The 25,829-nt window shown below is 59.7% G+C and carries 24 protein-coding genes, 1 tRNA gene and 1 pseudogene; 17 read left to right on the top strand and 9 right to left on the bottom strand.

The genetic code is table 11. The features are described 5' to 3' along the window. Window positions 1-24: 24 nt before the first annotated feature. From ACYQ3M_RS04030 to ACYQ3M_RS04020, 3 genes are all read left to right on the top strand, one after another. Window positions 25-303, top strand: coding sequence for a heavy-metal-associated domain-containing protein (locus ACYQ3M_RS04030; RefSeq protein WP_460034771.1), 279 nt, complete (start codon window positions 25-27; stop codon window positions 301-303). Window positions 304-435: 132 nt separating this feature from the next. Further along, complete coding sequence (locus tag ACYQ3M_RS04025; RefSeq protein ID WP_460034770.1) at window positions 436-1,872, top strand: urease accessory protein UreH domain-containing protein; 1,437 nt, start codon at window positions 436-438, stop codon at window positions 1,870-1,872. A 71-nt stretch (window positions 1,873-1,943) separates the two neighbouring features. Next, entirely contained in the window at window positions 1,944-4,196 is a 2,253-nt protein-coding gene (locus ACYQ3M_RS04020) for a heavy metal translocating P-type ATPase (protein WP_460034769.1), read from the top strand. On the opposite strand, the gene ACYQ3M_RS04015 is transcribed toward ACYQ3M_RS04020, so the two are convergent. Then, entirely contained in the window at window positions 4,168-4,788 is a 621-nt protein-coding gene (locus ACYQ3M_RS04015; RefSeq protein WP_460034768.1) for a DUF502 domain-containing protein, read from the bottom strand. The genes ACYQ3M_RS04020 and ACYQ3M_RS04015 overlap by 29 nt on opposite strands. 175 nt (window positions 4,789-4,963) lie before the next feature. On the opposite strand from ACYQ3M_RS04015, the gene groL reads away from it, so the two are divergent. The 7 genes and pseudogenes from groL to ACYQ3M_RS03980 all read left to right on the top strand — a co-directional run bounded on the left by groL (window position 4,964) and on the right by ACYQ3M_RS03980 (window position 10,007). Further along, entirely contained in the window at window positions 4,964-6,592 is a 1,629-nt protein-coding gene (gene groL, locus ACYQ3M_RS04010; protein ID WP_460034767.1) for a chaperonin GroEL, read from the top strand. 175 nt (window positions 6,593-6,767) lie between these two features. Further along, window positions 6,768-6,878, top strand: a pseudogene (locus tag ACYQ3M_RS04005) (DUF5131 family protein); the annotation flags it as partial. Window positions 6,879-6,911: 33 nt separating this feature from the next. Continuing rightward, on the top strand, window positions 6,912-7,409 hold the full coding sequence (locus ACYQ3M_RS04000) for a DUF6580 family putative transport protein (protein ID WP_460034870.1): 498 nt from the start codon (window positions 6,912-6,914) through the stop codon (window positions 7,407-7,409). A gap of 64 nt (window positions 7,410-7,473) precedes the next feature. Further along, on the top strand, window positions 7,474-8,424 hold the full coding sequence (locus ACYQ3M_RS03995; protein WP_460034766.1) for a cobalamin-binding protein: 951 nt from the start codon (window positions 7,474-7,476) through the stop codon (window positions 8,422-8,424). After that, window positions 8,424-9,107: a Dph6-related ATP pyrophosphatase gene (locus ACYQ3M_RS03990; protein WP_460034765.1), complete on the top strand. Its 684-nt coding sequence runs from the start codon at window positions 8,424-8,426 to the stop codon at window positions 9,105-9,107. The genes ACYQ3M_RS03995 and ACYQ3M_RS03990 overlap by 1 nt, the downstream gene beginning before the upstream one ends. Before the next feature lie 211 nt (window positions 9,108-9,318). Further along, window positions 9,319-9,690, top strand: a complete 372-nt coding sequence (locus tag ACYQ3M_RS03985; protein WP_460034764.1) for a DUF488 domain-containing protein — start codon at window positions 9,319-9,321, stop codon at window positions 9,688-9,690. A gap of 134 nt (window positions 9,691-9,824) precedes the next feature. Further along, the gene (locus tag ACYQ3M_RS03980; protein WP_460034763.1) at window positions 9,825-10,007 is read left to right on the top strand and encodes a hypothetical protein; all 183 of its coding nucleotides are present in this window, start codon (window positions 9,825-9,827) and stop codon (window positions 10,005-10,007) included. A 170-nt stretch (window positions 10,008-10,177) separates the two neighbouring features. On the opposite strand, the gene ACYQ3M_RS03975 is transcribed toward ACYQ3M_RS03980, so the two are convergent. From ACYQ3M_RS03975 to rpsU, 5 genes are all read right to left on the bottom strand, one after another. After that, window positions 10,178-10,254: transfer RNA gene (locus ACYQ3M_RS03975), tRNA-Ile, on the bottom strand. 9 nt (window positions 10,255-10,263) lie between these two features. After that, entirely contained in the window at window positions 10,264-12,066 is a 1,803-nt protein-coding gene (rpoD, locus tag ACYQ3M_RS03970; protein WP_460034762.1) for an RNA polymerase sigma factor RpoD, read from the bottom strand. Window positions 12,067-12,141: 75 nt separating this feature from the next. Beyond that, window positions 12,142-13,851 (bottom strand): DNA primase, encoded by a 1,710-nt coding sequence (gene dnaG / locus ACYQ3M_RS03965; protein WP_460034761.1) that lies wholly within the window; start codon window positions 13,849-13,851, stop codon window positions 12,142-12,144. A gap of 27 nt (window positions 13,852-13,878) precedes the next feature. After that, window positions 13,879-14,325, bottom strand: coding sequence for a GatB/YqeY domain-containing protein (locus ACYQ3M_RS03960; protein WP_460034760.1), 447 nt, complete (start codon window positions 14,323-14,325; stop codon window positions 13,879-13,881). Window position 14,326: 1 nt separating this feature from the next. Beyond that, entirely contained in the window at window positions 14,327-14,560 is a 234-nt protein-coding gene (rpsU, locus tag ACYQ3M_RS03955; protein WP_460034759.1) for a 30S ribosomal protein S21, read from the bottom strand. Window positions 14,561-14,664: 104 nt separating this feature from the next. On the opposite strand from rpsU, the gene hemJ reads away from it, so the two are divergent. Next, a complete protein-coding gene (gene hemJ / locus ACYQ3M_RS03950; protein ID WP_460034758.1) occupies window positions 14,665-15,087 on the top strand; it encodes a protoporphyrinogen oxidase HemJ in 423 nt (140 codons plus the stop codon). A 1-nt stretch (window position 15,088) separates the two neighbouring features. Then, window positions 15,089-15,604: a disulfide bond formation protein B gene (locus ACYQ3M_RS03945; protein ID WP_460034757.1), complete on the top strand. Its 516-nt coding sequence runs from the start codon at window positions 15,089-15,091 to the stop codon at window positions 15,602-15,604. A gap of 3 nt (window positions 15,605-15,607) precedes the next feature. Here ACYQ3M_RS03945 and ACYQ3M_RS03940 read toward each other — a convergent pair whose 3' ends face one another. Further along, the gene (locus tag ACYQ3M_RS03940; protein ID WP_460034756.1) at window positions 15,608-16,207 is read right to left on the bottom strand and encodes an HNH endonuclease; all 600 of its coding nucleotides are present in this window, start codon (window positions 16,205-16,207) and stop codon (window positions 15,608-15,610) included. Window positions 16,208-16,504: 297 nt separating this feature from the next. Here ACYQ3M_RS03940 and ACYQ3M_RS03935 point away from each other — a divergent pair, with 297 nt between their 5' ends. Further along, complete coding sequence (locus ACYQ3M_RS03935) at window positions 16,505-18,700, top strand: primosomal protein N' (protein ID WP_460034755.1); 2,196 nt, start codon at window positions 16,505-16,507, stop codon at window positions 18,698-18,700. Here ACYQ3M_RS03935 and ACYQ3M_RS03930 read toward each other — a convergent pair. Together ACYQ3M_RS03930 and ACYQ3M_RS03925 are read right to left on the bottom strand one after the other, a co-directional pair. Beyond that, window positions 18,692-19,588, bottom strand: a complete 897-nt coding sequence (locus tag ACYQ3M_RS03930) for a carbohydrate kinase family protein (protein WP_460034754.1) — start codon at window positions 19,586-19,588, stop codon at window positions 18,692-18,694. The genes ACYQ3M_RS03935 and ACYQ3M_RS03930 overlap by 9 nt on opposite strands. A gap of 4 nt (window positions 19,589-19,592) precedes the next feature. Then, complete coding sequence (locus ACYQ3M_RS03925) at window positions 19,593-20,405, bottom strand: outer membrane protein assembly factor BamD (RefSeq protein WP_460034753.1); 813 nt, start codon at window positions 20,403-20,405, stop codon at window positions 19,593-19,595. A 108-nt stretch (window positions 20,406-20,513) separates the two neighbouring features. Here ACYQ3M_RS03925 and ACYQ3M_RS03920 point away from each other — a divergent pair, with 108 nt between their 5' ends. The 4 genes from ACYQ3M_RS03920 (at window position 20,514) to ACYQ3M_RS03905 (ending at window position 25,800) form a co-directional block, all read left to right on the top strand. Then, on the top strand, window positions 20,514-21,932 hold the full coding sequence (locus ACYQ3M_RS03920) for an acetyl-CoA carboxylase biotin carboxylase subunit (RefSeq protein ID WP_460034752.1): 1,419 nt from the start codon (window positions 20,514-20,516) through the stop codon (window positions 21,930-21,932). Between the two features lie 9 nt (window positions 21,933-21,941). Beyond that, window positions 21,942-23,756 carry a sodium-extruding oxaloacetate decarboxylase subunit alpha gene (gene oadA, locus ACYQ3M_RS03915; protein WP_460034751.1) on the top strand — a complete coding sequence of 605 codons (1,815 nt, stop codon included), beginning with the start codon at window positions 21,942-21,944 and terminating at the stop codon, window positions 23,754-23,756. A gap of 108 nt (window positions 23,757-23,864) precedes the next feature. After that, entirely contained in the window at window positions 23,865-25,184 is a 1,320-nt protein-coding gene (locus ACYQ3M_RS03910; protein WP_460034750.1) for an ATP-binding protein, read from the top strand. Then, a complete protein-coding gene (locus ACYQ3M_RS03905; protein WP_460034749.1) occupies window positions 25,159-25,800 on the top strand; it encodes a response regulator in 642 nt (213 codons plus the stop codon). Before ACYQ3M_RS03910 ends, ACYQ3M_RS03905 begins: the two co-directional genes overlap by 26 nt. The last annotated feature ends 29 nt before the right edge of the window (window positions 25,801-25,829 follow it).

The following is a 25,829-nucleotide window of genomic DNA, read 5'->3' as shown; positions in this document are numbered from 1 at the left end:
TCTTCCAGCGACAGGAGGAGTCTTATGGCGAAAGTGCGGTTATCGGTCAACGGCATGAAGTGCGATGCCTGTGAAAACCTGATCCACGACGCCTTGTTGGCAAAAGAGGGAGTGATTGCGGCCAAAGCGGATCATGAGGCCAAATGCGTCGAAATCGACTACGACGAAAGCAAGGTCGATCTTGAGACCCTAAAACAAACCATCGCGGATCAAGGATTTAAGGTAGAGGGCTTCGGCAAGCAAACCCTCCTCGAGCAAATCAAAGCGTTCTTGGAGAGCCTGCTTAAATTCTTCAAAAGTTAAGCTATTTGGGTCCGTTTCCGATGCGGCAATATGCCGCATCGGCGGTTTCCTGCACCTTAAAATATACTTTAAGGCTCAGAGGGACTTTATGGCGGCGCCGGTCGTCTAATTAAAAATAGAAAAGATCCCCCTATGCCTATGCGTCACGTGACCTTTCGCGCCGAGGGCATGCACTGCACCAGTTGTGAGAAAGTCATCGAACTGGCGTTGAGCAAGCTCCCTGGAGTCAAAAAAGTCCGCTCCAACTTTGCCTCGCAGACCGTTCAAGTTACTTTCGATCCCGCGCGCGCGCCGCTCGCAGAGATCTTCGCCACGGTAGAAAGCAAGGGGTACCGCTGCGCTTTGCTCGATCGCGCCTCCCGGCGCAAAGAGCTGTTCAATCGGGGCTTGGGGGTGCTGCTCGGAATCGCCGGAATCCTGCTCATTTTTTACGGCGGCTCCCGCTTTGGCCACAGCTTGCCGCTGCCCGATCTCAACGTTCAACTCAGCTATTGGGCGGTGTTGATCGTCGGCTTGATCACCGGGTTTCACTGCGTAGGGATGTGTGGCGGCTTTGTCTTGAGCTATACCGCCAAAGGCGCCCAGCAAGGCATCCAGACCTACTGGCTCCATCTCCAATACGCGTTAGGAAAACTTTTGTCTTATACCTTGCTTGGGGCGGCTTTTGGCTTGCTCGGGGCCATCGTCAGCTTCACTCCGACTTTGAAAGGCATCGCCGCGATCCTCGCCGGGGGCTTCCTGATCCTCTACGGCCTCAACATGCTGCACGTGTTTTCCGCAGTCCGCGTCGGTTTGACCATGCCGCGCTTTTTGTCCCGATTCGTGCGCAAGGAGACCCACCGCACCGCCCAGCCCTTCGTCATCGGCCTGCTCAACGGCCTGATGATCGCGTGCGGCCCCTTGCAAGCGATGTACGTGATGGCGGCCGGCACCGGCGAGGCGCTGGAAGGAGCCAAACTGCTGTTCATTTTCGGCATTGGAACTTTGCCGTTGATGTTTGGGTTCGGATTCCTCGCCAGCCTCGTCTCCCACCGTATCACCCACAAGATCCTCAACGCTTCCGGGGTGCTCGTCATCAGCCTCGGGCTGATCATGCTCAATCGCGGCCTGGCCATGACCGGCAGCGGTTACGATTTCCATACTCTGTTTCAGCGGAACGAAGCGCTACCTGCCCAGACGGCCGCTCCACAGGCAACGGAAGATGTCCAGATCATTCGGATGGAAGCGGTGGCCAGCGGCTACCGACCCAATCGGTTCGTGCTCAAGCGCGGGGTGCCGGTTAAATGGATTATCGAAGGCAAAGAATTGACCGGCTGCAATCGGGTGATTCTGGTACCCAAGCTGAACCTGGAAATCGAGCTCAAGCCCGGCGCGCAGGTGGTCGAATTTACTCCCCAAGAAACCGGTTCTATTCCCTGGAGCTGCTGGATGGGAATGCTGCACGGAACGTTCGAGATCGTAGACGCGCCGGCAGCGAACCCTCCCCATTCCTCCTGGATCCGCCGCGGCAGGACGCGAAGCTCGGCGGCGTTGCTCGAGCAGTGCCCGCGCTGCTTGCAGGCAAACTAATCGCCGTTTGCTTTCGCCGGCAGTTTGCGTGAGAATTTGGATTTGTGGTGTGAAAGCAGAAGAGGATTCCCATGGCAGTCGCAATCGATCAACCCGGGCGTGTAGAGAGCGAGCCCAGCATCCGTCTGTCCATCATCGGCATGCGGTGTGCAGGTTGCGTCAAGACGGTAGAAAACGCGCTCAAAGGGGTGCGGGGAGTCAAGGCGGTCCACGTCAACTTCGCCGATCATTCCGCTATCGTCGAAGGCACCGCCAGCCCCGAACAACTGCGGGCGGCGCTCCAGGAAGTCGGTTACGACGCCGCGGTGATGGAGAGCCTGGAAGACCTGGAAGTCCAGGAGCGGCTTGAAGAAGAACGGTACCGGAGTTTACTGACCAAGTCCGCGTTGGCGGCGGCCTGGGGCGTTCCGCTGATGGTCGGCGAATGGCTGGAGATTTGGCCCAAGATCGGCACGCCCGAAGGCAGCAACGTTTGGTCTGTGATCGCCTTGATCACGTTTTTGGTGATGTACTACGCCGGCGGCCATTTCTTCAGCGGCGCGCTCAAATCGCTGCGCGGTGGGGCGGCCAACATGGACACCCTGATCGCCCTGGGCACCGGTTCGGCCTGGTTGTACTCCACCCTCGTGATCGATTTCGCCGAGGTCCTGCCGCGCGAGGCGACCCATCCTTACTTTGAGGCGGCGGTCATCATCATCGCCTTCGTGACTCTAGGCGGGGCCCTGGAGACCCGCGCGCGCGGCCGCGCTTCGGCGGCGATCCGCGCCCTGATCGGGTTACAACCCAGAACCGCCCGCGTAGTACGCGACGGCAAAGAGCTCGACGTGCCGATCGAGCAAGTAGGGGTAGGGGAAATCCTGCGCGTGCGCCCGGGGGAAAAGATTCCGGTCGATGGGGTCCTCGTCGAAGGTCACTCCAGCGTCGACGAATCCATGCTCACCGGGGAATCCATTCCGGTCGAGAAAGCCGAGGGCGACGAGGTGATCGGCGGCACGGTGAACCTGATGGGCAGCTTCCTGATGAAGGCGACCCGCATCGGCCGGGACACCGTGCTGGCGCACATCATCGAGTCGGTACGCCGCGCCCAAAGCAGCAAGCCTGAAATCGGCCGCCTAGTGGATCAGGTGGCGGCGGTATTCGTACCGGCGGTCGTGGGAATCGCCGCTTTTAGCTTTCTGGTCTGGTGGGCGGTGGGCCCCGAACCTGCCTTAGGCTATGCCTTCGTGACCTCGATGACGGTGCTGGTCATCGCCTGCCCGTGCGCTTTGGGCTTGGCGACGCCGATCTCGATCATGGTGGCGGTCGGTCGGGCGGCGCAAAGCGGGATTTTGATCCGCAACGGCGAGGCGCTGCAGAGCGCTGGCCGCTTGACCACGGTGGTGCTGGACAAAACCGGAACGGTGACCGCGGGCAAACCGAAAGTGACGGCGATCGAAGCCATGCCTGGCTGGACCGAGGAGCAAGTGCTGCAACTGGCCGCGAGCGTCGAGGCCGGTTCCGAACATCCCCTGGCGGGAGCCATTTTGAGCGAGGCCCAAGCCCGTGGGCAAGCCTTGCTGGCCGCGAGCGGTTTTGCCGCCGTGGCCGGCAAAGGCGTGCGCGCCAAACTCAACGGCCAGCAAGTCCTGTTTGGCAATCTGGCGCTTCTTAAAGAAGCAGGGATCGACTTAGGATCTGTTGCTCCACGCTTGGACGCTTATGCAGAGCAGGGCCAAACGCCCGTGGTCCTGGCGGTGGCCAAGCAGGTGGCTGGGATCGTGGTCGTGGCCGATACGATCAAACCCGACTCCAAACAGGCGATCTCTGAGCTCAAGGCCATGGGGGTGAAGGTCTGGATGGTGACCGGCGACAACGAGAAAACCGCCCGCGCCATCGCCCGCGAAGCCGGCGTCGATGAGGTGCGCGCCCAGGTGCTGCCGGAAGACAAGGCCAAGGTAGTACGCGAACTGCAAGGACGCGGTGAAATCGTGGGCATGGTGGGCGACGGCATCAACGACGCTCCGGCGCTCGCTCAGGCAAACGTCGGCTTTGCTATCGGCACCGGAACCGACATCGCCATCGAGACCGGAGACGTGGTGATCATGCAAGGGTCGCTGCGCAAGGTGCCGGAAACCATGAAACTCTCGCGGGCGACGGTGCGCAACATCAAACAGAACCTGCTTGGCGCGTTCGTCTATAACGTCTTGGCCATCCCGGTCGCGGCGGGGTTGCTCTATCCCTTCTTTGGCATTTTGCTCAATCCGATGATCGCCGGGGCCGCCATGGCGATGTCTTCGGTAACGGTGGTAAGCAACGCTAATCGCCTGCGCTACCTAAGGCTCTGACGGCCTGGAAGGAAGGGATTTTTGCCGCTTCCTCCGGTATAGGATAATCGGCGCCGACGCTGATCACAAAGCCTGCCGCCTGCTCGATGCTCATTCTCGACTTGACCACCTTGGATTGATGGACCATCACCGTAAAGCCGGAGGTGGGGTTAGGGGAGGTGGGGATAAACAAGACATATACCTCCCCTATTTGATTCGTCACGTAAGCCAGCATCCAAACTCCTTCCTTGGGATATTCCACGTACACCACTTCGCGTTTGGCGGTTTTTTCCTCGGTCGCAAACATCGCCAACACCTTCTGGGTGACCCGATAAATGGTATTGAGCAAAGGGATCTTGCCGATGACGGCATCGAAGGCGGAAATGATGAGCGAACGGCGGTATCTTGCCAGCGAGTAGCCGATGTAAGTGAGCAAGGCAACGCTCGATGCCAGCAAGGTGGTGGTAAACGAATAGCTGGCGGAATAACCGTAAAGACTGACGATGATGTCGGTCAGAATCTGCTTGGTGAAAAGCACGATTTGGATCGTCACCAGAATCGGGATGACCGCCACCACCCCGAGCAGAAAGTATTTGAAAAGCTGTTTGATCATCCTCCACATAGGTCGGCCTCTAATTAATCCCGGCACATTGTAAGAAATCCGGCTGGAACCAGAAAGCGCGTTTCGCGGAAGGCTTGAAAAATAAAGTGAGATTATTATATTATTAGCAGCCTTGATAAATGAGTGCTAACAGCTTTCGGCTTAAGCTGGTTTGGAAGGAGGTGCTATGGCAGCAAAAGAGATCCTGTTTTCCGAAGACGCTCGGCATCGCCTGCTTGCGGGCGTCAACATCTTGGCCGAGGCGGTCAAGCAGACTTTAGGCCCCAAAGGCCGCAACGTCGTATTGGAGAAAAGCTTCGGCGCCCCGACCGTGACCAAAGACGGCGTCACCGTGGCCAAGGAGATCGAGCTCAAGGACAAATTCATGGACATGGGCGCTAAGATGGTCAAGGAAGTCGCCTCCAAGACCGCCGACGTGGCCGGCGACGGCACGACTACCGCCACCGTGCTGGCGCAAGCGATCCTGCGGGAAGGAATCAAATCGGTCGCCGCCGGCGCCAACCCCATGGACATCAAGCGCGGCATCGACCAGGCGGTCCACGTCTGCGTCGAGGAGCTCAAAAAACTCTCCCGTCCCTGCACCGACAGCAAAGCCATTGCCCAGGTCGGTACGATTTCTGCTAATAACGACGAGGCCATCGGCAAACTCATCGCCGACGCCATGGAAAAAGTGGGCAAGGAAGGCGTGATCACGGTCGAGGAAGGCTCGGGGCTAGAGAACGAGCTGGAAGTCGTGGAAGGCATGCAATTTGACCGCGGCTACCTGTCGCCTTACTTCATCACCAATCAGGAGACTATGAGCGCCGAGCTCGAAGACCCTTACATCCTGATCCACGACAAAAAGATCTCCAGCATCCGCGATCTCCTGCCAATTCTGGAAAAAGTCGCTAAGGCCGGTAAGCCGCTCTTGGTGATTGCCGAGGACGTGGAAGGCGAAGCCTTAGCCACCTTGGTCGTGAACAACCTACGCGGCATCCTCAAAACGTGTGCGGTAAAAGCCCCAGGATTTGGCGATCGGCGTAAAGCCATGCTGCAAGACATCGCCATCCTCACCGGAGGCAAAGTCATCTCCGAAGAAGTCGGATTGGCTTTGGAAAAGACCGAACTTCAGGATTTGGGCCGGGCGCGTAAAGTCCGGGTAGAGAAAGAGAACACCACCATCGTCGACGGCGCCGGCAGCAAAGCCGAAATCGAGGGTCGAATCAAGCAGATTCGGGCGGAAATCGAAGAGGCCACGTCCGACTACGATCGGGAAAAGCTCCAAGAACGCCTGGCGAAGTTGGCCGGCGGGGTGGCGGTGATCCGGGTCGGTGCGGCCACCGAAGTGGAGATGAAGGAGAAAAAGGCGCGCGTGGAAGACGCCCTCCACGCCACCCGAGCCGCAGTTGAAGAGGGTATCGTGCCGGGCGGCGGAGTGGCGCTGATCCGAGCCCAAGCGGCCTTGCAAAACCTCAAAGGCAAAAATCACGACCAAACGACGGGGATCGCGATCCTGCGCCGGGCGATCGAAGAGCCGCTGCGCCAAATCGCCAAAAACGCTGGCGAGGAGCCTTCCGTGATCCTGCGTAAGGTGCAGGAAAACAGCGGAAACTTCGGCTACAACGCAGCGACCGGCGAATTTGGCGACATGATCGCAATGGGCATCCTCGATCCCACCAAAGTCACCCGCACGGCTCTGCAAAACGCCGCTTCGGTGGCGGGTTTGATGCTGACCACCGAGGCGATGGTGGCAGAACTTCCAAAGAAGGAAAAAACCCCCCCTGTCCCCTCGCCTTCAGAAGAAGAGGAATTCTAAGCTGCCCCAACCGCAAAGCCCCGCGATACGCGGGGCTTTTTTATGCCCCGTTGGTTTGTGCCGGCGATCTGGAAAACGGCGAACGTTAAAATGATACCGATGCCGCAGATTTACGACAACGTTCAATGGTAGGCGGCGAATCGGGCCCCGGCGCGCGACCGGTGCCATCGATCGGGTGCGTTCGATCCACGAGCAATGCAAAAAGCGGAACGTGCCGTTCTTCTTCAAACAGTGGGGCAGCGCCCGCAAGGATTTGACCGGGCGCGATCTGGATGGGCGTACCTACGATGAAATGCCGATTACCTATAGGAACAGAGGTATGTACCGACTTCGTTTCCTCATGCTTGTGGCTATGATCCTAACGGCGGCCGCCTTTAGGCTGCTTCCGCATCCGCCCAACTTTACACCCGTGGGCGCGATGGCCCTTTTTGGCGGAGCCTGCTTTGCCGATCGGCGCGCGGCTTTTGCCGTGCCGATGGCGGCGATGTTCCTGAGCGATCTGGCAATCGGCCTGATGAGCGGCGACCTGTCTTTAGGCTTGCACAGGCTCATCCCTGTGGTTTACGGCAGTTTTGCCTTGATCGTCTGTCTGGGGTTTTGGCTTCGAAGTCGCCGCACCGTCTTACCGATTGCGAGAGCCACCTTGGCCGGCTCAGTCCTGTTTTTCATCCTGACCAACTTTGGCGTCTGGGCGCTGGGGTCCTTTTATCCCAAGACCTGGGAGGGATTGGTCGCCTGTTATACGGCAGCCATCCCGTTCTTTCCCAACACCCTGCTGGGCGACGCGGTGTACGCGCTGTGCTCTTCAGTGGCCTAGCGCTGGCTGAAAAGGGGTTTCCCGCGCTGCGCGAACCAGCAATGGTCTTCTCGGAAGGCGGCTCGTGAGAATCGTTTCGCTGCTCCCCAGTGCGACGGAGATCATTTGTGCACTGGGTCTGCAAGATCAACTGGTGGGAGTCACCCATGAGTGCGACTATCCGCCGTTCGTCCGGCGACTGCCGAAGGTCACGCGCACGCTGATTCCCACCGATGCATCCAGCGGCGAGATCGACCGCTTGGTGCGTCGGAGATTGCAGACACAGCACGCGTTGTACACACTCGACCTGCCCGTGCTGAAGGCACTGCGGCCTGACCTGATCGTCACCCAGGCGCTTTGCGACGTCTGCGCGGTGGCCGCAGAGGAGGTGCAAGCCGCAGTCTGCACCCTTCCTGGCAGCCCACGGGTGATCCACTTGGAACCGCAAACCCTTTCGGACATCTTCACCTCCATCCGGCAGGTGGCGACGGCAGTGGGTGTGGAGCGGTCTGCAGAGGAAGTCATCACCAGGCTCACGGCTCGCATCGAGGCCGTCGTCGCACGTTCGGCCACGTTGCACCAGCGACCGCGCGTGGCCTTGCTGGAATGGCTCGACCCGCCGTTCTCCTGCGGCCATTGGAATCCCGAATTGGTGCGTTTGGCGGGAGGGATCGAAGGGCTGGGGAAGGAGGGCCAGCCGTCGCGCACGCTTGGCTGGGAAGAGGTGCGGGTCTGGCAGCCGGAGGTCGTCTTCATCGCCTGCTGCGGCTTCAGCGCGGAGCGGACATTGCGCGATCTGGCACTTTTGCGATCCGTTCCTGCATGGCAGGACCTGCCCGCGGTCCGCTCCGGTCGGGTGTATGTAACGGACGGTTCGCACTACTTCAGCCGTCCGGGGCCTAGATTGGTGGATAGTTTGGAAATCCTCGCGCATACCCTGCACCCTGACGTGCATCCCCTACCGGCTGGGCTGCCGCCGCCTGTATGTGTGAACAATCCAGCGGTGGTCAATCGCGCTTCCGGGGTGTTCGGCTGATGTCGCACCGCGTGCTGCTTTCCTGGAGTTCGGGCAAGGACAGCGCCTGGACCTTGCACGTGCTTCGGAACGACCCGAACGTCGAAGTGGTCGGCCTCCTGACCACCGTCAACACCACCCACGGGCGAGTCGCCATGCACTCGACTCGCCTGACGATCCTCGAGGCGCAGGCGCGCGCGGTCGGGCTTCCGCTCCAAGTCGTCCCCTTGCCGTGGCCCTGTTCCAATGAAGAGTATGAGCGCGCCATGCGCAGGGCGATCCAAGACGGGATCAAGATAGGAGCAACGCACGTGGCTTTCGGAGACTTGTTCCTGGAGGACATCCGCGCCTACCGGATCAAGCAACTCGAGGGCTCCGGCCTTAAGCCGCTGTTTCCGATCTGGCACGAGCCGACTGAGCTGCTCGCGCGTCAAATGGTTGATGCCGGCGTCGAGGCGGTCGTCACGTGTGTGGATCCAAAGAAGCTCTCGCCGTCGTTCGCCGGCCGTAGGTTCGATCATGCCTTCCTCGACGAACTGCCAGAAGGGGTCGATCCTTGCGGCGAAAACGGGGAGTTTCACACCTGCGTCCTTGCCGGGCCCATGTTCCGCGAGCCGCTGCGGGCAACGGTGGGTGAGGTCGTGGAACGCGACGGGTTCTATTTTGCCGACCTCAGGCTCGATCCGGCAATGGACAATCTTTAAGCCAGCTCGCGGTGCGTCCCGCCGTAGGACCCGGTCATGGTTCGAAAGGCTCCGCAGCTTCGTACCCTTTTCGGTCTTATGCTCCCGTCGCGGCGGGTGCGCGCGTCCCAAGGGATACAGGTGGCGAAAACCTTAAGGGGTCGTTTATCTTTGGGTTGGAGAGATTCAAGGAGAAGGCGGCTAAAGCGCAAGCTATAAGCTGGAGGATGCCATGACACCGACCATACGTACAAAACGAGTTTATGAACCGCCTGAGGACCAGGACGGCTTTCGCGTGCTTGTAGATCGGGTGTGGCCTCGTCGACTGAAAAAGGAACAGGTTCGGGCCAATTTGTGGCTACGGGAGGTAGCGCCGAGCACCGCTTTGAGAAGGTGGTTCGCTCATGACCCCTCAAAGTGGGACGAATTTAAGAACCGCTACTTTGCAGAACTTGACCGGAATCTTGAGAGCGTCCGAATGCTTGTTCAAATCGCAGCTAAACGCACCGTGACCCTGTTGTATTCGGCCCACGACCCAGAACACAATCAAGCCGTGGCGTTGCGAGAATACCTGCTCACCCGCTTTGAAAGCATGGCCGGCTAGGGTGCCCTTCTTGCGCCCGGCGCCGCGCAGCCCAGAGCCTTGAGCGCCCCGCGCACGAAGCAGTTCTTCTATTACGAACGATCGTCGCCAGAGGCATAGTGGGCCCAGTATTGTTGATGTTTGGGCTGACCCGTATGCCAGCGTCCAGCGCGTCGCTGCTCAACACTAAGAGCGTGTTCACTGCGCTGCTGGCGTGGTTCGATTCCGGGAAAACTTCGATCGGCGGATCCGCCTTGGGGATGCTCGCCATCGCCTTAGGAGCGGGCGTGCTCAGCTGGCCAAAAGGGTTCCGACTTTCCGGCGCGTGTCTTGCGTAGGATATAGACAACAACCTGACCCGCAAGGTGTCGCTCGCGGACGCAAGCTAGATGGCGGCAATCAAAGGCCTCTCGGCCGGCAGCGTGAACCTGGCGATGGCGCTCTCGCTTGGGGCAACTTGGCCGACGTTCTTCAACTAAGCAGGTGCTTTGCTGGTCGGGTGGCTAATTGGTGGGCCCTGTAGGACTCGAACCTACGACCCAGGGATTATGAGTCCCCTGCTCTAACCGACTGAGCTAAGGGCCCTGCAAGCAATCAATCCTCGAGGAAGCTGCGCAACACCTCCGAACGCGAAGGATGGCGCAGCTTGCGCAGCGCTTTGGCTTCGATCTGACGGATCCGCTCGCGGGTCACGTCGAACTGCTTGCCGACTTCCTCCAGCGTATGGTCCGTATTCATGTCGATCCCAAACCGCATCCTGAGCACCTTGGCTTCCCGAGCGGTGAGACTGGACAGCACGTTCTGCATCGCCTCGCGCAACCCTTCGATCGTGGCCGCCTCGACCGGAGACATCGCTTTGGAGTCTTCGATGAAATCGCCCAAGTGCGAGTCCTCATCGTCGCCGATCGGCGTCTCCATAGAAATCGGTTCTTTGGCGATCTTGAGCACCTTGCGCACCTTGTCCTCCGGCATATCCATGCGCCGGGCCAATTCCTCGGGCGTAGGCTCGCGCCCCATTTCCTGGAGCATCTGGCGCGATACCCGATTGAGCTTGTTGATGGTCTCGATCATGTGCACCGGGATGCGGATGGTGCGCGCTTGATCGGCGATCGAGCGGGTAATCGCCTGACGAATCCACCAAGTGGCATAGGTAGAAAACTTATATCCGCGCCGGTATTCAAATTTATCCACCGCCTTCATCAGGCCGATATTGCCTTCCTGGATCAAATCCAAAAACTGCAGACCGCGATTTGTGTATTTCTTAGCGATGGAGATGACCAGCCTTAGATTGGCCTCGATCATTTCCTTCTTGGCGCGGCGCGCCTTGGCCTCGCCGATGGAGACGCGGCGGTTGATGTCCTTGATTTGGTCGATGCTTAGGTAATTGGCTTGTTCAATAGCCAAAAGCCGGCTTTGGGCCCGCCGAATCTCGTCCGCACACGCTTTCAAAGCCTCCGCGTAGGGTTCGCCGGAATTTAGGTGCGATTCTAACCACTGAGGATCGGTTTCGTGCCCGACAAACGTCTCGATGAACAGCTTGCGCGGCATCTGCGCCTGTTTCACGCACAGGTCGAGAATCCGCTTTTCTTCTTGCCGGATCTCCGCCACCACTGCCGCCAAGATCTCGGTCAACTCTTTGAAAAACTGCGGCGTGCGCCGAAACTCCATGAAGATTTCGGCCAGCCCCGCGTAGGCCTCTTGCGTGCGCTTGTCCTCGTAGCCGTATTGCTTTAGGCAATTGAGGACTTCCTGGTAACGGGTCTTTACGAGCTCCAACTTAGCCTTGACCTCTTCCAGGTCGGGCCCCTTAGACTCTGCGATTATTTCCGCATCGTCCTCATTAACAACCAGCAAGTCGTCTTCTTCGATCTCGTCTTCGTCCAGCCCGCCGGCTTCGATAAAATCCGAAATGAAGTCGGTCACCTTGGCTTGGCCGTTGACGACTTGCTCGAAGCAATGAATGAAATGCTCGACCACCTTGGGAAAGCGGGATAAAGCCTCAGCCACTTGATTTTGACCTTCCTCGATCCGCTTGGCCAGCTCGAGCTCCCCTTCGCGAGTTAAGAGCTCAACCGTCCCCATCTCGCGCATATACATCCGCACCGGGTCGGTCGTCCGACCAAACTCGCTGTCGTCTGCCACCAAAGCAGCAGCCACCTCAGCCGCTTCCTCTTCGTCGCTCACGACTACATCGGGCAGCAACTGGCCATCGTCTGGGGCCTCTTCCACCACTTCGATGCCCATGTCGTTGATCATGGCGATAATATCTTCCACTTGGTCGGGATCGATAATATCGCTGGGCAAGTGATCGTTGACCTCAGAGTACGTCAAATACCCTTGCATTTTCCCCCGCGCAATGAGTTCTTTGATCTGCGACTGTTGCTGCTCTCGGTTCATAATCGATTTAACCTGTCAATATTGCACCCTGCGGCAGAAGAAAGCTTTAAATTATAGCAATAACCACTGCACAACTTAAAAGCAGAGATCTTCTCCCATCAGCCGACGCAGTTCGGCTTTTTCCTGCGCGCTTAACCCTTCCGTGTCTGCTTTTTGGGTCAAGGCCTTAAGGCGTAACCTGCGCGCCTTTCGCTGCAGGACAAAAGCCGCGTCCAAAAGCTCTTTTTCCGGCTCGCGTATGGCTTGGAGCTCTTTCTGCGCCAACAATTCCCGCAACTTGGCTTCATAAGGGCTATTTTGCAATTTATCCCGCAAAAGTTCAGAGTTAAGCGTCTGCGCGTCCCAAGCCGATACCAAGTGCGCCAGCAATTCTCCATGTTGACCTGCCCGCGCCGCCTCCAAGAATTCAGCCGGCAACCGTTCAAACGCCCGAGGGTGATGAAGCAAGAGAGCCGCTACCCGTTCCTCCAGGCGCGGCCCACGCAAACCCAACTCCTGTGGCTTGGCCTGAACATTTCTTTCGACGATCGGAGTGCCGGCAAGTTCCACCAGGCGATCCTCCATCATGCGGCGAAACTCCCCGTCCTGAAGGCGCCGCAACAGCGGCCTAGCCCGCTCCCGCAGAGCGAGGCGATCCTCCAGTTGGGAAAGATCCAAGCCCTCGCTTACCGCCCGAAAGAAGTAGGCCGACAGCGGTTCGGCCTGATGCAGCCGGCGCGTAAATTCCTCAACCCCCTGGCTACGAACCAAGGAATCCGGGTCTTCCCCTGGCGGCAACCACAGAAAGCGCACTTTGCGCCCCGGCTGCAGGTGCGGCAAAGCCGCCTCGAGCGCACGCCAGGCCGCCTTCGCGCCAGCCGCGTCGCCATCAAAGCAAAACACCAACTCCTCCGTGTGTTGGAAGAGCAACTGGATGTGTTCGGAGGTGACGGCCGTACCCAAAATCGCGACCGCATTGGGAATCCCGTGTTGCGCCAAAGCGAGAACGTCGAGGTAGCCCTCCACCACCACGATCCGCGCGGGTCGACCGCCTGTACGCCACAACTCGTACAGCCCATAGACTTCGCGGCCCTTGGTGAAAATTTGGCTTTCCGGGGAGTTGAGGTACTTAGGGCCACGGCTATCTAAGGCGCGCCCGCCAAAACCGACGACCTGACCGCGGCGGTTGCGAATAGGAAAGATGAGGCGATGGCGGAAGCGGTCGTAATGCTCCCCATCTTCCTTGGCAACGACCAGACCCACTTCTTTTAACAGAGTCACGTCGAACCGCCGGCTTAAGGTTTCAAAGGCCGGTGGCGCATAACCTAGGCCGTAGCGTCGAGCCGTCTTGCCGTCCACCCCGCGCTGGCGCAAATAATCGACCGCCGCTTTTCCGCTTGGAGTTTTGAGCTGGTGAGCATAAAAAACCGCGACTTCTTGATTGATCTGGTAAAGCGCTTGTAAGCGTTGCCGCCTCGCTTCTTCGGCTGCCTGATTGGGCTCCCATTCGTGTGGAACTTTTAAGCCATACTGGGCGGCGAGAGTCTCGACCGCCTCCGGGAAGCTCAGGCGATCGTACTCCATCAAAAAGCGGATAACCGAGCCGGAAGCCCCACAGCCAAAGCAGTGGTAAAGCTGCTTGCTCGGGCTGACGGTGAAACTCGGGGTTCTCTCCTCGTGAAAAGGGCAACGGGCCACATAATTGCGGCCCGTTTTTTTAAGCGGCACGCGGGCGTTGATCACCTCGACGATGTCCGCCCGCGCCAACAATTCGGTTATAAACGACTCAGGGATACGCCCCGCCATCGCTACCGGCCAACGGGGCCATCGCGCTCACCGGGCGAGCGCCGCTTTGACCTTGGCGCTCACCTGGCTTAAGTCGGCGCGCCCTTGGACCTGGGGCTTGAGCTTGGCCATGACTTTACCCATGTCTTGTATCCCCTTCGCCCCGATCTCGGCGATGGCGCTTTGGATCAAAGCATCGATTTCAGCCTCGGTCAAAGCCTGCGGCAAATAAGACTGGATCACTTCCAGTTCGGCTTGCTCTTTCTCCGCCAGATCGGCGCGCCCGGCGGCGGCGAACTGGGCGATGGATTCCCGCCGTTGCTTGGCCATTTTATCCAGCACCGCCAGCACTTGGGCGTCATCGAGCTCGATCCGCTCGTCCACTTCACGTTGCTTGATTGCCGCCAGAATCAGCCGAATCGCCGCAAGCCTGGACTTGTCGCCGCCCTTAAGCGCGGCTTTCATGTCCTCTTGGATGCGGTGTTTGAGACTCATTTCAGGCAACCGCTCGGCCCCGACGCAGGTTTTCCAACGCAAAGCGCTCCCGCGCCAAACGTTTCAAGTGGCGTTTAACCGCAGCCGCCGCTCTGCGTTTGCGCTCTTCGCAGGGCTTTTCGTAATATTCTCGCCGGCGCACCTCCGACAGCACACCGGCTTTCTCACAGGCGCGTTTAAAGCGCCGCAAGGCAACGTCGAACGGTTCGTTCTCTTTTACGCGAATAGCAGGCATCCAATCTCCTTCAAAGTGTTAGTCAAATGCCAAATTATAAGCGCAACTTCGCTTTTCATCCACTTACTCTCGACAGGGTTTACCCAAACGTGGAGAATTTAAGCATGTGGCTTAAAGCTTTCCATCTGATTTTCATGGTAACCTGGTTTGCCGGGCTGTTCTACTTGCCCCGCCTGTTCGTCTATCACGCGCTCGCCGAGGACGAGATCGGCCGCGAACGCTTCAAGATCATGGAACGCAAGCTGTATTTCGGGATCATGACGCCGGGGATGATTTTGACTTTCGTTTTTGGATTTTGGATGCTGGCCGATTATGCCTGGGCGTTGTATGGAAATCAGGGCTGGCTGCACGCCAAACTGGCTCTTCTTGGCGGGCTGGTGGCTTACCACGTGGCTTGCGGGAAGTGGCTGCTCGATTTTGCCCGCGACCGCAACCGCCACGGACACGTGTTTTTTCGTTGGGTCAACGAGATCCCGGTGCTGTTTTTGTTCGCCATCGTGATTTTAGCGACGATCAAACCGTTCTGATATGGTAGACGCACGGCCGCATTGGGAATGGAGGACGAGACTTACCCCCCGCCTTGGCTTTCTGCTGGGCTTTTTGTTTTGCGTCGGGCTGCTTGCGGTGGCGGCTTGGCTTCAATTCGTCCAGGGGCTAGAACCCTGTCCCTTGTGCATCACCCAACGGGTATTCGTGCTTCTCGCCGGGTTGGTGTTATGCGCTGCAGCCTGGCACAATCCCCAGCGTCTAGGCCGCAGGATCTACGCCACCTTCGCCGCGGCGTTGGCGCTCGGCGGCGCTACGGTATCCGCGCGCCACGTTTGGTTGCAGCACCTGCCCGAGGAAGAAGTGCCGGCCTGCGGCCCAGGCTTGAGTTACGTGTTTGAACACTTGCCGCTGACCGAAACCTTGAAGCTCTTAGTCAGCGGTACCGGCGAGTGCAGCAAAATAGACTGGGTTTTCCTAGGGCTGAGCATCCCAGGCTGGACTTTGATCGCGTTCTTGCTGTTGGCCGGCTGGTCCTTGTGGAACGGCTGGCGATAAGCCTTAATCCCGCGCTTTGAGCCTTGCATGGAGTGGACTGCGCCGGGGGAAATGGGCCCTAAGAAATTCCATCTGATCGCTCAAAATCCTGCGACCCTGCAGGTAGATGTATTCGGCGTGCGTGGGCGTAAAAGGAATGGCGATGAGTTCCATTCCCGCCTCCTCTGGCGTCCGGCCGGCCTTGTAATTGTTGCAGCGCTTGCAGGCGGTTACCACGTTGTTCCAAGTGTCGGTACCGCCCCGACTCAAAGGCGTGACGTGATCGCGCGACAGATCCCGATGCCGAAACCGCCCCCCACAATACAGGCACAGGTAATCGTCGCGCCGGAACAGCGTCCGGTTGCTCAAAGGCGGCGTATAATTGGGACGATGATGCTTGTGCTGCAGGCTATAGCCGTAAGTAGCGATGATGGAGTGAATCTCGATCACGCTGCGCCGCCCGCTGCGGGCGTTGATCCCGCCGCGGATCCGATATAAGCGTGTACCGCAGGTGTATGCCACCTGCCCTAGGCAATACAGCTTGACCGCCTCCTGATACCCGATCCACTCCAACGGCAGACCGGAAGCGTCAGTGCGCAGTACCTGCAACGACAAAGAGTCCATCCAAGCCTCCATTTTAGTGAGCCACCAGCCAAGAACCAAAGCGCAAACTCTATCTCCGCCTACGCTGCCGCCTCCCTTCGGTTCCCTCTTTTATTTTAAGTTATTGTTTTTGCTAGCTATTTACTAGCTGTCCAGAAATCTTCCAACTTGATTGAACCCAAGCATTCATGAGATTTCGGAAGGAATTTTCGCGAGTTTTCCACAAACTTATCCACAGATTTTGTGAATAACCTCAAGACCTCGCAGATGGCGCGATAATACTGCAAAGTTCGACCATTCCCAAGGCGCTTAGACTGCATGCCGATCATTCTTAAAGTCGCCGTTTTGGCTCCCATTCCCAAGATCTTCGATTATTTACCGCCAGCCTCCGAGCCTGACCCTTCCCCCAGCCTTGGCGTGCGCGTGACCGTTCCCTTTGGACGCAAGCTCCAAGTAGGGATTGTCTTGGGCGTAGACACTATAAGCGCCGTTGACGAGAGCCGGCTGCGGCAAGCGATAGCCTATTTAGACCATGAACCTCTCCTCGGGGCTGCCGATCTGGCGTTGGCGCGCTGGGCCGCGCGCTACTATCATCACCCCATCGGCGAGGTCCTGGCCAGCGCGCTGCCTACCCTGCTGCGCCAGGGGAGGCCGGCGCGGGTTCAAGCCGGGATTCATCTGCGCCTGACTCCGTCTGGTCAGACCGCCACACCCCCGGCGCGCGCCGCCAAACAAGCCGCTTTGCTGAGTTTACTGCGCCAACATGAAGGAATCTTGACGGCCGAGGTTTTAAGCCGCCTAGATTGGGACTGGCGTTCCCCGGCCAAGGCTTTGGCCGCCAAGGGCTGGGTGCAGATCGAACAAGCACCTCCGCCCACCTTAAGCGGGCAGAAAACCCAGGCGCGCTTTGAGCTCAACGCCGCCCAACGGCAGGCCGTCGCGGCGGTCGCCGCCAATCTGGACCGCTTCCACGCCTACCTGCTGGAGGGAGTGACCGGCAGCGGCAAAACCGAGGTTTATCTGGAAATCATCCACGAGCTCCTAGCGCTTGGGCGTCAAGCCTTGGTCTTGCTCCCAGAAATCGCCCTCACCCCTCAGCTCAAAGCCCGCTTTCAAAATCGGCTTCCCTGCCCGATTGGGGTCTATCACTCCGGGCTCAGTCCCGGTGAGCGGCTGAGTAATTGGCTCGGCTTTCAGCGCGGTGAGCTGCCGATTCTCTTGGGCACGCGATCGGCAGTGTTTGCCCCCATGGCCAGACCCGGCCTGATCGTGGTCGATGAGGAACACGACCCTTCCTTTAAACAACAGGACGGCTTTCGCTTCTCCGCCCGCGACGTGGCCGTGGCTCGGGCGCGCCAGCTGGGCATCCCGATCGTGTTGGGATCGGCCACCCCCGCCTTGGAAAGCCTGCACAACGCTCAGCAAGGCCGCTATCGTCTGCTGTACCTACCCGAGCGCGCAGGCCAGGCTAAAGCGCCCCTCCTCAAATTGATAGACATCCGCAACCGCCCGCTCAAAGCGGGACTCGCCCCGCCCGTGCTGGCGGCGATCGAAGCCACTTTAAGCCGAACGGAGCAGGCGCTGCTGTTCTTGAACCGCCGCGGCTTTGCCCCCGTTCTGATTTGTCACGCCTGTGGCTGGGTCGCCGACTGCGCGCGCTGCGCCGCCCGCTTGTGCCTGCACCGCCGCGAACTTCGCCTCTGCTGCCACCATTGCGGCCATACCCGATCTTTGCCCACGCATTGCCCAAACTGCAGAGCCAAAGACCTGCGCGCCCTGGGACAGGGCACCGAACGCCTCGAAACCGAACTGTCCGCCTTATTTCCCAGCGCCCGCATCGCCCGCCTCGACCGCGACGCCACCCGCCGCAAAGGCAGCCTGGACAAAACAATCGCCGCCGTCCATCGAGGTCACGTCGATCTGCTGCTCGGCACGCAAATGCTCTCCAAAGGGCACCATTTCCCCAACGTCACCTTGGCAGTCATCGTCGATGCCGACGCCGGCCTCTACAGCACCGACTTCCGCGCGTCCGAACGGTTGGCGCAGCAGGTCTTGCAAGTGGCAGGCCGCGCCGGAAGATCCGAAAAACCCGGGCAAGTGCTGATCCAAACCCGCCACCCCGACCACCCCCTGTTGACTGCCTTGCTCCGCGGGGGGTATCCGGAATTTGCCAAGCACGCGCTGGCAGAACGCCGAACCGCCGGCCTTCCCCCTTACAGTTACCAGGCCCTGCTGCGGGCCGAAGCCCACCAACCCGAATGGCCGGAACGCTTTCTCGACCAAGCCGCAGCGCACGCCAGAAGCTTGGCCGCCGAAGCGGTCCAAGTGCTCGGACCGGCGCCTGCCCCGATGCCAAGACGGGCCGGCTATTACCGCGCCCAACTGCTCCTCCAGGCGGAAAGGCGCCCCCCCCTGCATCACCTGCTCGATCGGCTGCTCCCGTATCTTGCCACCTTACCGGATCGGCGCAAGGTCCGCTGGTCGCTGGACGTGGATCCGGTGAGCTTAGATTGATCCGGACGCGGCCAAAAACGCCTCCACCTGGGCGCGGGAGGGAATGCCGGGGCGCGCGCCCAGTTTGGTGCAGCCCAAAGCTGCGGCGGCTGAGGCAAAGCGCAAGGACTCAAGCCAACTCAGCCCATCGGCAAGAGCCACCGCAAACGCGCCGTGGAAGATGTCGCCCGCCCCGGTCGTATCCACCGCCTGGACCGGGAAGGCCGGCAGCGCCCCGCGGCTTGCGCCGCGCTGCCAAATCAAGCCCTCCTCGCCCAAAGTGATGACGCAGGTTTTGGCCTTGACCGCGAGCTTCGCCAGCGCCTCCGGCGGATCGTCCCGTCCCAGCCACTGCGCGGCGAACTTGCGCGAGGCGATGAGGTAGTCGACCTCAAACATCAGCTTTTCGGTTCCGGCGTGGAGGGAACCCGCATCCAGGACCGTAGCCGCGCCAGACCGCTGAAAATACGGCAGAAACCGGCAGGAAAGCTCCAACTCGTGGCCGTCGAACAGCGCGACCTTGGCCGCAAGCCCCTCAAGATCGACCGCCTCGGCAGCCAAAGGCAAAGTAGCGCCGCGGTAATTGACCAAGGCCCGCCGGCCATCCGGTTTGACCAGCACCACCGACACCGGCGTAGGCGCATCGCCGCGGTACACAAATGCGGTCTCCACCCCCTCCTGAACCAACTCCTGAAAGTGCGCCTGACCGCCAAGATCGCGTCCCAAGTAGCCTACAAAAGCCGCCCGGCGCCCAAGTCTTGCCACCGTGACCGCGGCGTTGGCGGCAGGCCCGCCGCCGCAGCCTATAAATTCGGAAGCGACGCATTTTTCGTCCGCCTCCGGGTGATGGTCGACTTTGAACACCAGATCGTAGCTGGCCTGGCCGATACAAACGACATCCACGCGCATGGCATCAGTCCCAACGAAACAACCAAAACACCCAGCCCAAAAGCGTTTTAGGCGACTCCTCCGCAGGCGGTTCGGCCGCGCCGAAATTGAGCGCGTAAATCTTCTCTGCCCGCTCGGCGAGTTCGGTCATTCCTAATTGGCGGTAAGCGTCCGCCATGATTTTTAATGCCCAGGGCACCGCCCCAGTGCCCGGATAATTTTCGACGATGTAGGCGGCGCGATTGGCCGCGGCCAGATACGCTTGTCGCTGAAAATAAAAGCGCGCCACGTGCAATTCGTGCCTGGCCATCCAGTGGAACAAGGCCAGCTTGCGCTGCTCGGCGTCTTGGCGGTATTCGCTGTTTGGAAATTTTTCCAGCAAGGTCGAAAAATCCTGATAGGCCTCGGCCAAGGGACTGACGTCGCGGCTGGTCAGGTCGATGGGGAAATAGCGCTCCACAAACCCCATCCTCTGGCTGGTGTGGATAAGCCCGCGCAGATAATAAGCGTAATCGAGGCGCTGGTGGGCCGGGTAAAGCTTGAAAAAGCGGTCGATGGTCGCCAAAGCCGATTCGGCATCGCCTTGCTTGTACTGGGCGTAGGCCAGATCCAAAAGCACCTGCGCTCCGTAACGGCCGAACGGATAGCGCGATTCCAGCGTTTGATACAATTCGATCGCCCGGCTGTAGCTGCCTTGATCCAATTTCTCCTTAGCCTGGCGGTACAAGTCCTCTTCCGGCACGACCTCCACCGGTTTGGGCCGGTGTTCGAACCATCCCTGGACGGCAGAGCAAGCGCAAAGCCACCCACATATCCCCGCGATCAATAGTACCCGCATGGTTTTCCTGCAAGAAGCGTCGAAAATCGAGAGAGTATATGCCAAAATATTAAGCCGCCTTCCGCTCGGCCCTGCACGATCGGAAAGCTACAGCTTAACAGGGGCTTTATGCTGCGCAAAATTCTTATCGCCAACCGCGGCGAGATCGCCGTCCGCATCATCCGCGCCTGCGCCGAAATGGGCATTTTGTCGGTGGCCGTCTACAGCGAGGCCGATCGCCACGCCCTGCACGTCAAAAAAGCCGACGAAGCCCACAGCTTAGGCGAGGACCCGCTGGCCGGCTATCTCAACCCGCACAAGCTGGTCAACCTCGCTTTGGAGACCGGCTGCGATGCCATCCACCCTGGCTACGGCTTTCTGGCGGAGAACGCTCAGTTTGCCGAAATCTGCGCGCGCCGCGGGATTTGTTTCATCGGTCCGAGCGCCGAGATCATCCGCCGCATGGGCGACAAAACCCAAGCGCGAAGGACCATGCAGCAGGCCGGAATTCCCATCCTTCCAGGCAGCGAAGGCAGCCTCTCGAGCGTTGAGGAAGCCTTAGAAGAAGCCTCTCGTCTCGGCTACCCGGTGATGCTCAAGGCCACTTCCGGCGGCGGCGGGCGGGGGATTCGGCGTTGCAACTCGCCCGCAGAGCTTAAGCACTACTACGAGCGCGTAGTCTCTGAAGCCGTCAAAGCCTTCGGTTCTGCCGAAATTTTCTTGGAAAAATGCATTGAGAAGCCGCGCCACATCGAGGTGCAGATTTTGGCCGACCACTACGGCCATGTCATCCATCTATTCGAGCGCGACTGCTCGATCCAACGCCGCAACCAAAAATTGATCGAGATCGCCCCTTCGCCGGGTCTTACCGAGGCTGAAGCCGAGCGCGTCTGCGCCCTGGCGGTGAAGGCCGCGCGCGCCGTGGGCTATCGGAACGCCGGCACGGTCGAGTTTCTATGCGACCAAGAAGGCAATTTTTACTTCATGGAGATGAACACCCGCATCCAGGTCGAGCACACCGTCACCGAGGCAATCACCGGCGTCGACATCGTCGAGGAACAAATCCGCATCGCTTCCAATCTGCCGCTGCGCTACTCCCAAGACCAGGTGCAAAAGCGCGGGTTTGCCATCCAGTTCCGGATCAACGCCGAAGACCCGCGCAACGATTTCCTCCCCAGCTTCGGGCGGATCACCCGCTACTACGCTCCGGGCGGCCCTGGAGTGCGCACCGACACGGCGATCTATACCGGCTACGAAATTCCCCCCTTCTACGACTCGATGATCGCTAAACTCATCGTCTGGGCCCCTACCTACGAAGACGCGATCAACCGCGGCCGCCGCGCCCTGGACGACATGGAGATCAGCGGGATCAAGACCACAAGGGCGTATTACCAGCAAATTCTAAAAACCGCCGATTTCCGCTCGGGCCGTTTTGACACCGGCTTCGTCGAGCGGCATCCGGAGCTTACCCGCTATTCGGAAAAACGCAGCAAGAGCCACATCGCCACCGCGCTCGCGGCCGCGATCGCCGCGCACGCTGGACTGTAAGGAGGAGCCATGAAAATCCACCTCACCGACCTCATCCTGCGCGACGCCCACCAGTGCCTGATCGCCACGCGCATGCGCACCGAAGACATGTTGCCGGCGTGCGCCAAACTCGACCGCGTGGGCTACTGGTCGCTGGAATGCTGGGGCGGAGCCACCTTCGATGCGTGCCTGAGGTTCCTCAAAGAGGACCCGTGGGAACGGCTGCGCGCGCTGCGCCGCGCTTTGCCCAACACGCGCCTGCAGATGTTGCTGCGCGGGCAGAACCTTTTGGGTTACCGTCACTACGCCGACGATGTGGTCGAGGCTTTTGTCGCCTGCGCGGCGCGAAACGGCATAGACGTGTTTCGCGTCTTCGACGCCTTAAACGACTTAAGAAATCTTAAAACCGCCATCGCCGCCGTCAAGCGCGCCGGCAAGCACGCCCAAGGCACCCTCTGCTACACCATCAGCCCGGTGCACAGCGTCGAAGGCTTCGTCGAGCTGGCCAAGGAACTGGCCAGGATGGACTGCGATTCGATCGCGATCAAGGACATGGCCGGGCTGCTGACGCCGAAGGTGACTTACGAGCTGGTGCGCGCGATCAAACAAGCGGTCAAGCTCCCTTTGCATCTGCATTGCCACGCCACTTCGGGCTTGGCGGAAATGTGCCATCTGAAAGCGGTCGAAGCCGGGTGCGAGCACCTCGACACGGCCATCTCCTCATTCGCCGGCGGCCCCAGCCATCCGCCCACCGAAAGCCTAGCCTTTGCCCTCAAAGACCTAGGCTACGAAGTCGAACTCGACTTTCCGCTCCTCGAAGAGCTTGCTGCCTATTTTTGGGAAGTGCGGCGCAAATATCATCGCTTCGAGCCGGAGTACACCGGACCCGACCCGCGCGTTCACTTCCACCAGATTCCCGGCGGGATGATTTCCAACTTGTACCATCAGCTCAAAGAGCAAGGCGCGCTTCATCGGCTCGAGGAAGTGCTGGCCGAGATCCCCAAAGTGCGCGCCGATCTAGGCTATCCGCCGCTGGTCACCCCGACCTCGCAGATCGTCGGCACCCAGGCGGTCATCAACGTATTGAGCGGAAAGCGCTACCAGACCATCACCAACGAGGTCAAGCACTACCTCCAAGGCGGCTACGGCAAACCGCCGGCACCAGTCAACGAGGCGCTCAAATCCCAAGCTATCGGGCAAGAAGACCTCATCGATTGCCGCCCGGCCGACCTTCTGCCGCCGGAGATGGAGGCCTTAAGGGAACAAATCGGCGAGCTGGCCAAGTCCGAAGAAGACGTTTTGATCTACGCCATGTTCCCCGATATCGGCCGCCAATTCTTGGAGCAGCGCGCCGCCGGCGCTCTGCAGCCCGAACCCATCGAACCGCCCGAGACCTACGCGCCTCAAGTCGCCCCGACCGAATTTAACATCCACCTGCACGGGGAAACCTACCACGTGCGCATCACCGGCGCCGGCCCCAAACACCAAGCCGAAAGGCATTTTTACCTCGTGGTCGACGGCGTACCCGAGGAAGCCGTCATCGAGACCTTGGACGAGGTGGTCTTAAGCGGCGGGGCCGAAGGGGCGGTACCGCGCAGGCTCTCCAGCCGCCGTCCCAAGGCGCAAAGCGAAGGGGATGTGACTTTGGCCATGCCGGGCAACATCGTCGAAGTCTTGGTCGGCGAAGGCCACAAGGTAAATGCCGGCGATCCCTTGCTGGTGGTTGAAACCATGAAGATGGAAACCGAAGTCCAGGCCCCCATCGCCGGCACCGTCACCCAAATCTACGTGCGCAAAGGCGACTCGGTCACCCCTCAGGAGACCTTGCTGCACATTGAGCCTTAAAGCCAGCGACGTAGAGACTTGTAAACACCAGCGCTTTTTTAAGATCGGCTGTTGCGCAGCCACATCCTGCCTTTCGCTTAAGTTTCGGCGTTTGGCGAAAATAACGGCATGCGCCCTTGGAACCTCAAAACCCGCCTGATCTTAAGCTTGGCCGCTTTGCTGGCAGCGATCGGGCTTTTAGGAAGCCTGTGGGTCGTCGGCCACGTGCGCCAGTCGGTGGCCGAGGAGATGGAATCGGCCATGCAGCTTGCGCGCGAGTGGGTGGAGGCGCGCCTGAAAGCGCCGGCGTCGCCGGAAGAGGCCAAGCGGGTGCTTGCGGAGTTTCGCAGCCTGCGCCACGTGCGCCTAGTCGTGGACGAGGCGGGCATCGCCCCAAACCTGCCGCCGGCGGCGCCGGCGTGGTTTGCGCGCTGGGTGGCGCCAGAGGCGATGCGCGAAGATTACGCCTTGCCTTTGGCCAGAGGGACGCTGCACTTGGCCTTGATCGCCGATCCCAAGGACGAGATCGCCGAAGCCTGGCAAGAAACTAAAGTTTTTTTGAGCTTGATCGGGGCATTGGCGCTGGGCTTTTTTGGGGCGAGCGTGGCGCTCGTGAGCTGGGCTTTCCGCCCGGTCGAGGCGATTCTTGAAGGCTTTTTGGCCTTAGAGCGCGGGGAGTATTCGTGGCGCCTGCCGCGTTTTGCTCCGCTTGAGTTTGCGCGCATCGCCTCCGGCTTCAATCATTTGGCCGAGACGCTCGCGCGCGTGCACGCTGAAAACGCGCGGTTGACGCGCCGCTTGCTCAAAATCGAAGAGGACGAACGCCACCTGCTGGCGCGCGAACTCCACGACGAGCTGGGGCAGAGGTTGAGCGCGATCAAACTCATGGCGCGCTCGATCCCAAAAGCTCAAGGCCAGGCCAAAGAACAAGCCGCCCAAACCATCTTGAGGAGCGTCGATCAGCTGTTTCAAATCGTGCGCGCTAGGATCCAAAACTTAAGGCCTTTGATGCTCGACGACTTGGGGCTGACGGCGGCGATCGCCCACCTTGTCGCCGATTGGCAAAGCAAACAACCCGCGGTCCAGATCGCGCTCGACTTGGACGAGACCGCAGACCATTTCCTCCCTAAGGAAAACTGGATTCACCTTTACCGCATCGTGCAAGAAGCTTTGACCAACGCCTTCAAACACGCCCAGCCGCAAACCGTCAAAGTCGCCTTGCGCCGACAGACAAGCCAAATACTCGAACCGGCCTGGTTTTTAGAAGTGGCCGACGACGGCCAAGGAGCCAACTTGGAACAGGTGTCCGGGTGCGGATTGAGGCTGCTGCGCGAGCGCGCCGAAAGCCTAGGCGGCCGCCTTGAGCTTTGCAGCCAACCGGGACAAGGGTTGAGCGTACGCGTATGGCTACCGGAGAAGACCGATGATCTCGATCCTGCTCGCCGATGACCACGCGGTGGTGCGCGCCGGCTACCGCTTTTTGCTGTCCCAATTTCCCAGGTTCAGGATCGTCGCCGAAAGCGCAGACAGCGACGGCACCTACCACAAGTATTTCCAATACCACCCGCAGGTTTTGATTCTCGACCTGGCTTTGCCGGGAAGTGGGGGCCTGAGCGTGCTCCGCCGCATCCTGGGGCGCGATCCCAAAGCCAAGGTTTTGGTCGTGACCATGCACGAAGAAGCCCTGTACGCCAAGCGCGCGCTCGAAGCAGGCGCCAAAGGCTATCTTCCCAAAAGCGCCGATCCCGACTTGTTGCCGAAGGCGATCGAGAAAGTGGCGCGCGGCCAAACCTATGTCGCCGAGCCCATCGCCCAAGCCCTCCTCGCCCAGTACGCCTCAGGCCACCCCGAAGGAATGCTCGCGCGCCTTTCACCGCGCGAGTTCGAAATCTTCTGCCTAGCGGCCCGCGGCCTAACGCTCAAACAAATCGCCACCAACCTCCACATCAGCTACAAGACCGCCGCTAATTATCTTACCCAGATCAAGCACAAGCTAAACGTCGCCACCCTCGCCGAGTTGACCCACCTGGCTTATGTACACAAGCTCTTCGATACCGTCATTTGACCCGCTCAGGGAACGTTGGCTACACTAAC

The sequence above is a fragment of the Methylothermus subterraneus genome (genome assembly GCF_054656915.1).
Note: the sequence above shows the minus strand (reverse complement) of the source record. Positions and strands in the feature narration are given on the sequence as shown.